Raw genomic sequence first — 12625 nt, forward strand, 5'->3', positions numbered from 1 at the left:
ATTTTTGCCTAGGGTAGCTGGGCTAAAAAATTATTTTTCATTTCTGGCTAGAAATTTTTTATCTGTCTACCTTATGACTATCAATACTTTAGTTAATAATTTTTAATCTATAAAAGGGAGTTAAATTAACCTAAAATATCTTGTTATTTAAGCATTATTTAACCTATGAATAAATAACAAGATATCAAAATATTTTTCTCTCGTATTTATATTTAAATAATTGCGGCTACAGAATTAATTGGCAATTTATGCATTGCCATCGACAATCAGTGATCGCTTTCATTAATGAGGGCCTTTATTTAGCAGAATCAATGATATGTATCAATATCATCTTAATGCCGCAAATCACTTACTGAAGGCGATCACAAGGAATTTTGGCTACAGATGATTATTCACTTTGCAACCATCAGATAGTAATCATTAATTTACTTAATCATGAACTAATCTTAACCAGAAACTAAAGTGTGATAGTTATGCCAAATAGGCAGTTTATTGTTTCATAAAAATAACTGTAAGTATAAAAATTATCATTGATCTGCAACTAGGGTTATCAATCAAAAAGCCTGCTGAAATGCCTAATTACAGCAGATATCACTAATGTTACAGAAGCTACCCTATCGTTAGGTATACTTCCAATACTTGTCGGTTAAAGGCAAAAGGGGAAGGGAAAAAGGGGCAAGAAAAAAAACCTTTAACCCTTACCCTTTCTCCTGCACAGACCCTACGCGTAGCTTGCTTGCTTAAGCGCAGGGGTACACCTTTTCCCCAAACCAAATTCCGAGTTGAAAAACCTTAACCGAGCAGTATTGAGTACACTTCTATTCATGTACTTAATTTAACTTTTTGAGATAAAAATGTATAAAAAATTACTAATAATCTAAGTTTCACATATCAAAGCTTGTGACTGTGTAAATAAGTATCAATATTTGACTAGAGCGTAAGAAAAAAATTACCACAAACTCTTCAGAGTCACCTTGACAGAAGATAATTGATGATTTAGCTTGGTCGCTATTATCTGAGTGAGTGCGATCGCATTTAATTTTCAGGTTGATTATAAAACTTGCTTTTTAAGTAGCAATCACATTCAAAAGGTATATTTAAGCACATTTTCAACGATTTTAATGAGAACTTTCCCTTTGGGTAGGGAATTTGTGCATCCGCGATCGCTGGCTCTGCCTTTACCCCCATTTCTCAGAACATAGATAATATAGAAAAGTAGATAAAGCTTAAAAAATATTTACCTAATGCTGATTCACTCCTCTGGCTTGTCCAAGGTCAAAGACTCAGTAAAACAGAAAATTTTCTTCGGCCATGAACCCAGTGCCGAGTTAATCGCCATTCTTACCGTCTACTTTGTCCAAGGCATTTTAGGGTTGGCGCGTTTAGCCGTCAGCTTTTTCCTCAAAGATGAACTGTTGCTGAGTCCCACCCAAGTATCGGCGCTACTAGGAATAGTCGCCTTACCTTGGATTATTAAACCAGTATTTGGTTTTATCTCCGATGGCTTGCCCATCTTTGGCTATCGCCGCCGTCCATATCTAATTTTATCGGGGATATTAGGAACTATTTCCTGGGTAAGCCTCGCCACATTAGTTCATACTACCTGGGCAGCAACGTTAGCGATCGCCTTGGGGTCGCTTTCAGTTGCAGTCAGCGATGTGATCGTTGACTCCTTAGTAGTCGAACGCGCCAGAGCAGAATCCCAAGCTGATGCAGGTTCACTACAATCTATTTGCTGGGGTGCTTCTGCATTTGGTGGTTTGATTACAGCATATTTTAGCGGCTGGCTTTTAGAGCATTTCTCTACACATACTGTATTTTGGATTACCGCCATTTTTCCCTTATTAGTTTCGGCTGTCGCTTGGTTAATTGCCGAATCTCCTGTCAATAAAAGTGCGGAAAATTCCTCTGAAAATAACAGTGTCAGCGTTAAGCATCAACTGAGTCAACTCCGCCAAGCTGTCACCCAAAAGGCAATTTGGTTACCAACAGCATTTGTCTTTATTTGGCAAGCGACACCAACTGCTGACTCAGCCTTTTTCTTCTTCACCACCAACGAATTACATTTTGCCCCAGAATTTTTGGGACGAGTGCGCCTAGTTACAAATCTCGCTTCTTTAGTAGGGATTTGGATTTTCCAGCGATACCTGAAAAGCTCACCTTTTCGCGTGATTTTTGGTTGGAGTACGGTACTATCAGCAGCTTTAGGAATGACAATGCTGCTATTAGTTACACACACCAACCGCGCTTTAGGTATAGATGACCATTGGTTTAGTTTAGGTGATAGTCTAATTCTCACCGTCATGGGGCAAATCGCCTATATGCCTGTCTTGGTACTGGCTGCTAGACTTTGCCCACCGGGAGTAGAAGCGACATTATTTGCTTTATTAATGTCGGTGTCGAATTTAGCAGGAATGGTTTCCTATGAATTTGGGGCCATCATCATGCATTGGCTGGGAATTACAGAAACTAATTTTGATTCTCTGTGGTTGTTGGTGATGATTACTAACCTCAGCACTTTGTTACCACTACCATTTCTGAACTGGCTACCAGCAGCAGAAGAGCAAAGTCAAATTTCTACGGCATTGCAACCAGCCTCAGCAACTCAAGGTGAGCAATTTTTACCTGAGTTGATCACTGACGTTGAGGCTACCATTACCCGAGTTAACTGAAGGCTGAAGTCGGAAGTCAGAAGTGTGAAATTATACCAATTTGAAAAAAGAATGTGACAGATTGTAGGGGCACGGCGTGCCGTGCCCTCTGGAATATATTGATGCGTCGCGAACATTTTTTGATTTTGTATCACTGATTCAAGAAGCCAGAAGAATTGGGGGATTCTCCCCCAAACCCCCGATTGGGTGACGGTTGCGTCCCCCAAACCCCCTCCAAAATTATTGTTCGGTTTTTTGTTGAATAATACCAATTGGAAAAAAGAATGCAACAGATTGTAGGGGCACGGCACGGCGTGCCATCTAGAATATATTGATGTGTCGCAAACATTATTTGAATTGGTATTACTTCGCCTAACAAGAGATAACGCATTATTCCAGATTTAAGCGTTTATCGATTCTGACCGAGACAATTTTGGATTTTAGATTTTAGATTTTAGATTAAATCTAAAAATAAAATCCAAAAAACGGTTTCAAGCCTACGCCAGTTGCTTTATGTCGGGAAACCCGCCCACCACACTGTCTCACGCCACTTCTCTCAAGTCGGGAAACCCGCCCACGAGAGTGGCTCCTCCGTTGACGGAGAAGGAGCAAAAAAATCATTCAATACTTAAGCCTCTTCTTTATAAGGAGAGGTCAATCCAAAAGACGCTCGCGGACTCGCTAACGCTGCGCTATCGTAAATCCGTCTTGAAAAGTTTGCTCAACGGGGGGAACCCCCGCACGCAACTTTCCGCAAAATCTAAAATTGGGTGACTTCATTCTTTATCCTTCACCTTTTTAAGAATATATAGCAGATGCAGAGTTCAAAACTTTCAGAAAACGCAATTTTAGAAAAATCCTACAATCGTGAAGATTGGCTGGGGGGATATCAATCTTTAAAGCAAGAATTTGATTACTGGATTGATGATATAGAAGGAGAAATCCCCCCAGAACTGCAAGGTACGCTATTTAGAAACGGCCCTGGTTTACTGGATATCAACGGTCAACAGATTCATCACCCCTTTGATGGTGATGGCATGATTAGCCGCATTAGCTTTATTAATGGTCGTGCCCATTTCCGCAATCGCTTTATCCGCACTGAAGGCTATTTAGCAGAACAAAAAGCGGGAAAAATTCTGTATCGCGGTGTATTTGGTACGCAAAAACCCGGCGGTTGGCTAGCTAATCTCTTTGACTTCAAAATGAAAGATATTGCTAACACCAACGTCATCTACTGGGGTAGTAAACTTTTAGCGCTGTGGGAAGCTGCTGAACCTCATCACCTCGACCCTTACACCTTAGAAACCTTGGGAAGGGAATATTTCAATGGTGTATTATCAACAGGTGAAGCTTTTAGCGCTCATCCCCGCCTTGACCCCAGCTGTAACCAAGATAATGGCGCGCCTTGTTTGGTCAACTTTTCAATTCAGCCGGGACTATCTACAAAAATTACGATTTTTGAGCTAAACCCAGCAGGAGAAATTATTAGAAAACACGCTCATAGTGTGCCGGGTTTCTGCTTTATTCACGATTTTGTAATTACGCCAAATTACTGCATATTCTTACAAAATCCTGTGACTTTCAATCCCTTACCTTTTGTTTTGGGAATCCGTTCGGCTGGGGAATGTATCAAGTTTCAGCCAAATCAGCCAACTCGGATCATAGTCATTCCCCGCAACCCCGAAACTGCGAAAACAGGTGTAAAAATTCTAGAAACTCAATCAGGTTTCATCTTTCATCACATCAATGCTTTTGAGGTGGGGGATGAAATTATCATTGACTCGATTTGCTACGATTCCTTATCTCAAGTCGAACCCGAAAGCGATTTTCGCCAAGTTAACTTTGACGCACTTGCACCGGGACAACTCTGGCGGTTTGCACTGCAACTGCAAAATAGCACAGTTCAAAGACAATTAATAGAAAGCCGTTGCTGTGAGTTTCCTACTATTCATCCAGATAATGTAGGTCGCCAATATCGTTATCTATATATAGGTGCAGCTCATGCAGAAACAGGTAATGCTCCTTTACAAGCAATTTTGAAAATCGATTTAGATTCTGGTGAAAGACAACTGTGGAGTGCAGCACCACGCGGTTTTACGGGCGAGCCAATTTTTGTTCCCCGTCCTAATTCTCAAACAGAAGATGACGGCTGGCTGTTGGCTTTAGTTTATGATGCGGCTCATGATCGATCAGATGTAGTGATTTTGGATGCACAAGATTTGCATAAAGGTGCGATCGCGCGTTTGCATCTCCAGCATCATATCCCCTACGGTTTGCACGGCAGTTTTACGCCTGAGGTGTTCGTACAAGGCTAATTCCGGAAAAGCGATCGCCTCATCATAAAGGAACACAGAATCAATAATCTGTGTTCCTTTTGCTTTGCTTGCATAAAAATCAAATAAAATTGTAACAAAAACTACAAAATCTCTAATTTTTTTATCAGAAAGGATAAGCTAGGCATATATCAATACTGGTCAGTTAAGCTAATGCGCGTCTAAATTGCATAACTACTAATCAGGGCTGTTAATTGTTGACGGTTAACCGTTGACTGCCAACCGTCAACAGCCCTCACGATGGATTGTGCAACTTAAAAGCAGAATAGCTTAAAGGAGAAAGGGAAAGAACAACCCATTCACCTTTACCCTTTAACCTTTTCCCCAGACATATATATATTCCGGTTCGCAAAGATACCGCGATTGGGAGAAAATTTTATGATTGCCACACCTATGCTGCCGCTGGAACCTGCCTCTCCAGCGTATATTTGTCCATTTGATCAAGCTTGTAGGTATTTAGAAGCAGCAGCTAAAGAATTAAAACTAGACCAAGGAATCTTAGAAATTCTTAGCCACCCACGCAAAGTAGTTACAGTTTCCATTCCGGTAAAACTGGATAACGGCGAAATTCGCGTCTTTGCTGGACATCGGGTACAACACTCAGATATTTTAGGGCCATACAAAGGCGGTATTCGTTACCATCCGGCGGTGACACTACGAGAAGTGTCTGCTTTAGCCATGCTGATGACTTGGAAATGTGCGTTGCTAGGAATTCCCTACGGTGGTGCAAAGGGAGGAATTGCGATCGATCCAAAACAGTATAGTGCTAGCGAATTAGAACGAATTACCCGACGTTACACCAGCGAATTAATTAAAGATATCGGCCCATCTGTAGACATTCCCGCGCCAGATATGGGAACTTCTGCCCGTGAGATGGCCTGGATGATGGACACATATTCAGTGAATGTGGGTCATGCTGTTCCTGGTGTGGTTACTGGTAAACCAATTTCTGTAGGTGGTTCCAGAGGACGGGAAATGGCTACGGGACGTGGTGCGATGATTATTGTTCGCGAAGCTTTAGCCGATCAAGGTAGATCCTTAGACGGAGTGCGAGTAGTAATTCAAGGTTTTGGTAATGTAGGTATTGCCGCAGCTGAATTACTATACGAAGCTGGGTCAAAAATTATTGCTGTTTCTACCAGTGGTGGGGGGATATATTCCGAAGCTGGCTTAGATATTCCCGCCGTGAAAGCTTACGCCAGTAGAAATCATCGCAGTGTTGTGGGTTTTCCAGATGCGATGCCTAAGGCGGGCTGCGCCAACGCAATTAGCAATGCAGATTTACTTACCTTACCTTGTGATGTGTTGATTCCCGCAGCTTTGGAAAATCAAATCACCGAAGAGAATGTGAACCAAATCAAAGCCCAGATTATTGCAGAGGCGGCTAACGGCCCAGTCACTCTAGAGGCAAACAGGGCTTTAGAGGCCCGAGGTGCGATCGTCCTACCTGATATTTTGGCGAACGCTGGTGGTGTTGTCGTGAGTTATTTGGAATGGGTACAAGGTCTTTCTTACGTATTTTGGGATGAGGAAAGAGTTAACCGCGAAATGGAACATTTGATGGTGCAAGCTTACCATCAAGTAATTCAACAATCGAAGTTGCGGCAAATTCCTCTGAGGTTAGCAGCTTATACCTTAGGTGTTGGTCGTGTAGCACAAGCACTAACTGACAGAGGTCTTTATCCATAAATTTTTATCCCTGATAGTGTTCTGAGGCAGATAAATTATCTGCCTCTTTTTTTACAAATAAATTAGCGATTCTCACCATAAACTCTTGTCTCTGTGTTCTCTGTGATTTGAAACCCCAGAGACGCAGAGGACACAGATTTAATGTATAAAACTGCTGAAAAATTTTTATTCCGGTTAAATATGGTTAGTGCAATTTTTAGTGTCTCACCACGAAGTGTAACCTAGTAGTTGGTCAAGAAGCGTAGCCCACTGTAGGCATCATTTTTTTCTACTCAATATTACCCGCAGCTAAAATTTGTTCAACTGTCAGCACAATTTCTGGAAAAGTTGCAGATACAATTTGCTCACTTCCGGTAAATTCTTGCTCTTCGTACAATCCTTCTGACAAAAATAAAATTGTAATTTTTGATTCTATTGGATCTACAATCCAATACTCTGGAATTTCCAACGCTGCATATTCAGAACGTTTATAGCGATAATCGCGCTTCACTGAATCAAGACTCACCACCTCGACTACTAATATCGGTGCAGTCTGACAAACAGCCGACTCATCAAGGAATTCCTTTACTTGTTCAGCCGTGACGACATAAACATCAGGTAATCTTGACTTCCGCCATCCCGTTCTTACTCCCGCCTCTCTAAAGCATAGCCAAGGTAAAATCAGGCGTTTTATTTCTGTGTCAAATGCTAGTTCAATGAATTTAGAAATCAGTAAATGTCTGAAAGTTGGTGGATTCATAAGTTCCAGTTTTCCATCCACCAGTTCATAACGGTTATCAGTACCATCTTCATAAGCCAGATATTCTTCAAAAGAATACAGACGCTCTGTAGTTGCCTTTGTCATGGCATAATTTTTAATAACGAGATTTTTTGAGATAATTCTCAAAAGATTAGGAAGAATTGTACATTGGTTGGTAGTAGAGCTTGGGCGCTACTACCTCTATCAATAGCCTATTCCACAGTTACCGATTTTGCTAGATTCCTTGGCTGATCGACATCTAAACCGCGACGGGCAGCGATATGATAAGCCAATAATTGCAGAGGTACTACACAAACAAGAGGAGAAAGTAGTTCATCTACAATTGGTACTGGTAATAAATCGTTGAAGATTTCGCCTGCTTCGCCATCTTTCACGGGAGTTACACCAATTAAGCGAGAATCTCTGGCTTTGGCTTCTTGGGCGTTAGAAATTACTTTTTCGTAAACACTACCAGGAACTGCGATCGCAACTACTGGTACTTTAGCATCCAAAAGGGCGATCGGGCCGTGCTTCATTTCGCCGGCGGGATAACCTTCAGCGTGAATATAGCTAATTTCTTTTAATTTCAAAGCACCTTCTAAAGCGATGGGGAAGTTAATTCCTCTGCCTAAAAAGATGAAGTCTTGAGTTTCAGCAAATTGATGGGCTAGTTGTTCTGTTAAACTTTCTTGAGTTTCTAAAGTGGCTTCAATTTCTTTAGGAATTTGTCGCAATCCCTCAATAATTTCGGCAATTTTATCAGGAGAAATTGATTGACGATGAGCAGCTAAATCTAAGGCTAAAGCATAAAATGCCATTAATTGGGCAACAAAGGTTTTTGTGGCTGCAACCCCTATTTCAATCCCTGCCAATGTATTAATAATATGGGGAACTAGATGACCGAGGCTGCTTTCTGGGCGATTGGTAATACCCAACAATCGCGCTTGATATTTAGCTTCTTTACCTTGACGGCGTTCTTTTTCCATCGCTAAAGCTGCCAAAGTATCAGCAGTTTCTCCTGATTGCGTGACACCAATAATTAATGTATTAGCTATCAAAGGTGATGGTGCATAGCGATATTCCGAAGCATAATGTACTTGTGTAGAAATACCAGCTAATTGTTCTAGCAAATATTTTCCTACTAAAGCTGCGTGCCAACTCGTGCCACAAGCAACGATTTGAATTTGTTCGATATCTGCATAGAATGATTCAGATAAACCTAAATTAATCGGTGACTGGCTAGCTCCAGTCGCATGAGCATCATTATTAAAATAAGCTTCTAAACTAGCGCGTACTACTCCCGGTTGCTCATAAATTTCTTTGAGCATAAAGTGTTTGAATCCCTGCTTTTCTACCATCGTGGGATTCAAGTTCAGCAGCCGGGGTTGTTTTTTCAGCCTATCGCCGGCAAAGTTATAAACTTCCACTCCTAGAGGTGTTAAACGGGCAATTTCGCCATTATCTAATGGTAGTACAGCCCTGGTATAGGCAACGATCGCAGGCGTATCGGAAGCGCAGAAAAATTCGCCTTGCCCAAAGCCAATTACTAAGGGAGCTTGTTGCCGAACTACAATTAATTCATCTGGATAATCAGCAGAAATTACTGCCAGTGCAAATGCGCCTTCTAAGTGGCTAACTGCTTGACGCACTGCCTCTAATAAGGAAGCGGGAGATTTTTTGATAATTTCTGCGATGAGGTGGGGAATGACTTCGGTATCTGTTTCCGAACGAAATTGATGTCCTTTCGATTTTAATTCTTCTCGCAACTCCCGGTAGTTTTCGATAATGCCATTTTGCACTACCGCCACTCGCATTGCTGTGTCTAAGTGGGGATGAGCATTATACTCTTCTGGTTTACCATGAGTTGCCCAACGAGTATGACCGATACCAATTTGGGCAGGGGTTTCTAATTGTTCTAGTTTAGAACGTAAGTTATGCAGTTTACCCTTTGCCCGCACACATTGAACATCACCTTCCCAGATGGTAGCGATTCCAGCAGAATCATACCCACGATACTCGAGTTTTTCTAGTCCAGCTAGTAGGATTTCTGTTGCTGCTTGGGTGCCGATATAGCCAACAATTCCGCACATTTAGTTCACCATTCCCTGTTGAGGATGACTCCAACCTGTTTAAGTTGGTATCATAGAAGTGACATTTTAGCAAAGAAAAAAGGAGCGTATTACTCCTTTTGATAGTCACTATTTTTAAAGAACGATACTGTAGGGTGGCAAGTTCCCACCCTACGTTGCTAAAGGTGCTTGCTAATTAAGACAATAGATTGCGAGCAAAATGAGAAATTAAAATGAATTCCTCAAAAACCTAGTAAGCTAGACCCATGCTGCGAGTAGTTTCAGCACCAAGGTAAACCCGGATGCTTAAAAAGTCTGTGGGACAAGCGGTTTCGCAACGTTTGCATCCTACGCAGTCTTCTGTACGAGGAGAAGAGGCAATTTGAGCAGCTTTGCAGCCATCCCAAGGTACCATCTCTAATACGTCAGTAGGGCAAGCGCGGACACACTGAGTGCAGCCAATGCAGGTATCGTAGATTTTTACGGTATGAGACATTGAAAAAAGGCTCCTTTCGAGTGTTCTTCTCTGCGAAGGAATTATAATCAAGGCATAGTTTACCGCAGTGGCTGAGGCTCCGTAATCAAAAGGCTACATAACTTTAAACAATGTAATAGGCTGGCTGGAAAATTTGCCTTTTTGATCATGGTCTCTATCGCCTGTTCCCCCTAATAAATCAACCACATCATAGGCTGAAATCGGCTTTACCGACTCCCTAGCAGCGCTTCGCCTTTGTGAAGATTTATGAATCTAAACTCAATCTATATTAAACAGCAAAGAGCAGGCAAGACAGTCGCATATGGTACTTAGCAGGTTGAGCCGGAATGCAAAACACAACTTCAGCACAGACTAAGCGATCGCCTAGATTGATTTCGATGCCAATCATAGCATTTTGTCAATCATAATTTGAAGCGCGATCGCCCTTGAATCAAGAGTGTTTAAAATATGCGATCGCGCTGTTTATTTAGTAGCTTTAATAACCGATAAATTCGCGCAACTATGAGATGCGATCGCTAGATAGTAACTATTAGGAAAATCAGCAAACTACTAATTATAATCTAAATTCGATAAGCTAGAAGAGGTTATTACGATACCATTTTTATAATGTAAATCACATCACATCAGCTTATGGAGCCAGACTCTTTACCAACCGAGGTAATATTGACGCATCCGCGTCAGTACCTCGGTAGAACGCAGCTTGATTGGACACCGCAACCGGGAAACTATCTCGATTTTGACGGTAAAACCTACGCAGTTTTAGAACGCCGCCACAAATATCAATTAAAAGCAGGGCGCTACCGCTTGCATAATATAGCCCTTTACGTACAATCTGCTCAAAGGCCATCTGAGAAAAGTTTGGTAAAGGGGCGATGGGTAATTGGCGATGCTACCTGTAGCTTCAATGCCCATTCAGAAATTGTACGTTGTGCAGTCAATCCCAGTGGCCCTTGTGATTCTTGCCGTTTTTACGAAAACAGCCAGGATGAAATTCCGACTACATAATTTCTCCCTTAGCCATTTGTAAACATTTCTCCTACAGTTAAGCGGGTACCATTAACGAAATCCCATCCCGATTGAGGACGTTTCCCAGCTAACTGAACCTCTCGTAGCAACAACATACCTTCGCCAGTTTGGACAATAGCGCCAATTCCCTTGGTAATGCTTACCACTTCTCCCGGGCTACCAGATAAAGTTGACAAATCAGGCAATTTATCAAGTATTTTTGCTAATTCTGGTGGTAGCTGATAGCTATAAGCACAACCAAGGGGAACGGTAGCAGTAATTTTCACAACTTGGTTGCGGAAGCTAGCTGTGCAGTTAGGGTAAAAGCCTCGAATTTGATTATGTAATTGCATAGCGCTCTTAGACCAATCCAATCCATAATCTGGTTTTTGAATTAATGGTGCATAAGTCGCAGCACTATCATCTTGAGGAATCGGGGTAAGTTCCTGCTGTTGAAGTTTGAATAAGGTTTCCACTAATAAATCAGCACCAATGGTCGCCAGCCTATCGGCTAAATTATAGGTATTATCCAGTAACTCAATAGGTGTAGTAGCCTTGAGCAACATGGCCCCTGTATCCATACCCGCATCCATCAACATCGTTGTAATCCCCGTTTCTAGCTCACCATTGTACAAGCACCACTGAATGGGAGCTGCACCCCGATACTGGGGCAAAATTGAGCCATGAACATTAATACAACCCAACTTAGGCATATCTAAGATTGCTTGGGACAATATTTGCCCGTATGCGACAACCACAAACGCATCTGCACCTGATTCTTTGAGTTTAGTTAAGGTTGCAGTATGCTTTTTCAGCCTCTGGGGTTGCCATACTGGAATATTAAAAGCAGTAGCAAGAGTTTTGATAGGAGAAGGTGTTAGTTTATTCCCTCTTTCTCGGCGTTTATCTGGTTGGGTAACTACTGCTAAAACCTCAATTTCTGGGTGATGTAGTAATTTTTCTAAAGTAGGAACAGCAAATTGAGGAGTACCAAAAAATACGATTTTCATCTGGGTTAATAGTTAAGGATCAAGATTCACAGAGACGTAATTAACCGCGTCTGTACTCAAGAGTCAAGCGTAACAGCCCCATAAAACTGAGACTATGGATACTTAACCTTGAATATTTGACTTTTACACCATAAACTTTTAACAAATTAAGTTTTTTGGTGCTAAAGTGTTTTGATATTGGTGAAATTCAAGGTTCCTTGATAGACTTATAATTAAGTTTATGTTAGGTAGCAACTAGGCTAGTAATAACAGCTTTTGCTCTAGCAAACTTAATTCTTTGGCGATGTCTGACGACAATTCCTGGGGATTTTAAATCGCGGAAGGAAAATCACTGCATCGCTACCATACCACTGTGCATCTACAAGAGTAGTTTCGTTTCTTTGTGTTTCCTTAAAGTTAGCTGTAGGTGTATTTACATCGCTAAAATGTCACTGTCTTCTCACAATTAATGTAGAGCAGATGACAAAACTACGATCTTGAGTAGATACTAGTAGTGGTTTTTGAGTAGTCAATATGTTGCGCGTCAGCTTTGCTAGCTTTTCAACTAACGCCTCAAACTCCCCTAGATTCGGCTTCTGCGCTATTGTCGCAGGTTATATATAAGGAAGCGGCTTATCGGTTAGCTATCCTCAA

Annotated in this window: 8 protein-coding genes; 4 read left to right on the forward strand and 4 right to left on the reverse strand. The window is 41.5% G+C overall.

From position 1 onward, the window contains the following. Positions 1-1244: 1244 nt before the first annotated feature. The 3 genes from HG267_RS09415 to HG267_RS09425 all read left to right on the forward strand — a co-directional run bounded on the left by HG267_RS09415 (position 1245) and on the right by HG267_RS09425 (position 6673). Positions 1245-2672, forward strand: a complete 1428-nt coding sequence (locus HG267_RS09415; RefSeq protein WP_045874458.1) for a folate/biopterin family MFS transporter — start codon at positions 1245-1247, stop codon at positions 2670-2672. 794 nt (positions 2673-3466) lie between these two features. Further along, entirely contained in the window at positions 3467-4966 is a 1500-nt protein-coding gene (locus tag HG267_RS09420; protein WP_045874457.1) for a carotenoid oxygenase family protein, read from the forward strand. A 396-nt stretch (positions 4967-5362) separates the two neighbouring features. Continuing rightward, entirely contained in the window at positions 5363-6673 is a 1311-nt protein-coding gene (locus HG267_RS09425; RefSeq protein ID WP_045874456.1) for a Glu/Leu/Phe/Val family dehydrogenase, read from the forward strand. A 268-nt stretch (positions 6674-6941) separates the two neighbouring features. Here the strand turns inward: HG267_RS09425 and HG267_RS09430 are convergent, their stop codons facing one another. From HG267_RS09430 to psaC, 3 genes are all read right to left on the reverse strand, one after another. Next, positions 6942-7517: a Uma2 family endonuclease gene (locus tag HG267_RS09430; RefSeq protein WP_045874455.1), complete on the reverse strand. Its 576-nt coding sequence runs from the start codon at positions 7515-7517 to the stop codon at positions 6942-6944. Positions 7518-7624: 107 nt separating this feature from the next. Then, positions 7625-9502, reverse strand: a complete 1878-nt coding sequence (glmS, locus tag HG267_RS09435; protein WP_045874454.1) for a glutamine--fructose-6-phosphate transaminase (isomerizing) — start codon at positions 9500-9502, stop codon at positions 7625-7627. A gap of 229 nt (positions 9503-9731) precedes the next feature. Next, positions 9732-9977: a photosystem I iron-sulfur center protein PsaC gene (gene psaC, locus HG267_RS09440; protein WP_012411495.1), complete on the reverse strand. Its 246-nt coding sequence runs from the start codon at positions 9975-9977 to the stop codon at positions 9732-9734. Between the two features lie 630 nt (positions 9978-10607). On the opposite strand from psaC, the gene HG267_RS09445 reads away from it, so the two are divergent. Further along, entirely contained in the window at positions 10608-10982 is a 375-nt protein-coding gene (locus HG267_RS09445; RefSeq protein ID WP_045874453.1) for a DUF6464 family protein, read from the forward strand. Between the two features lie 8 nt (positions 10983-10990). On the opposite strand, the gene fmt is transcribed toward HG267_RS09445, so the two are convergent. Then, the gene (gene fmt, locus HG267_RS09450) at positions 10991-11992 is read right to left on the reverse strand and encodes a methionyl-tRNA formyltransferase (protein ID WP_045874452.1); all 1002 of its coding nucleotides are present in this window, start codon (positions 11990-11992) and stop codon (positions 10991-10993) included. Positions 11993-12625 lie beyond the last annotated feature (633 nt).

Source organism: Tolypothrix sp. PCC 7601 (assembly GCF_025677855.1).
Taxonomy (GTDB): Bacteria; Cyanobacteriota; Cyanobacteriia; order Cyanobacteriales; family Nostocaceae; genus Aulosira; species Aulosira diplosiphon.

Bases quoted from the DNA above. Each gene is read 5' to 3' on its own strand.
- HG267_RS09430 (WP_045874455.1), bottom strand. From the start codon at position 7,517: ATGACAAAGGCAACTACAGAGCGTCTGTATTCTTTTGAAGAATATCTG.
- glmS (WP_045874454.1), bottom strand. From the start codon at position 9,502: ATGTGCGGAATTGTTGGCTATATCGGCACCCAAGCAGCAACAGAAATC.
- fmt (WP_045874452.1), bottom strand. From the start codon at position 11,992: ATGAAAATCGTATTTTTTGGTACTCCTCAATTTGCTGTTCCTACTTTA.
- HG267_RS09425 (WP_045874456.1), top strand. From the start codon at position 5,363: ATGATTGCCACACCTATGCTGCCGCTGGAACCTGCCTCTCCAGCGTAT.
- HG267_RS09420 (WP_045874457.1), top strand. From the start codon at position 3,467: ATGCAGAGTTCAAAACTTTCAGAAAACGCAATTTTAGAAAAATCCTAC.
- psaC (WP_012411495.1), bottom strand. From the start codon at position 9,977: ATGTCTCATACCGTAAAAATCTACGATACCTGCATTGGCTGCACTCAG.
- HG267_RS09415 (WP_045874458.1), top strand. From the start codon at position 1,245: ATGCTGATTCACTCCTCTGGCTTGTCCAAGGTCAAAGACTCAGTAAAA.
- HG267_RS09445 (WP_045874453.1), top strand. From the start codon at position 10,608: ATGGAGCCAGACTCTTTACCAACCGAGGTAATATTGACGCATCCGCGT.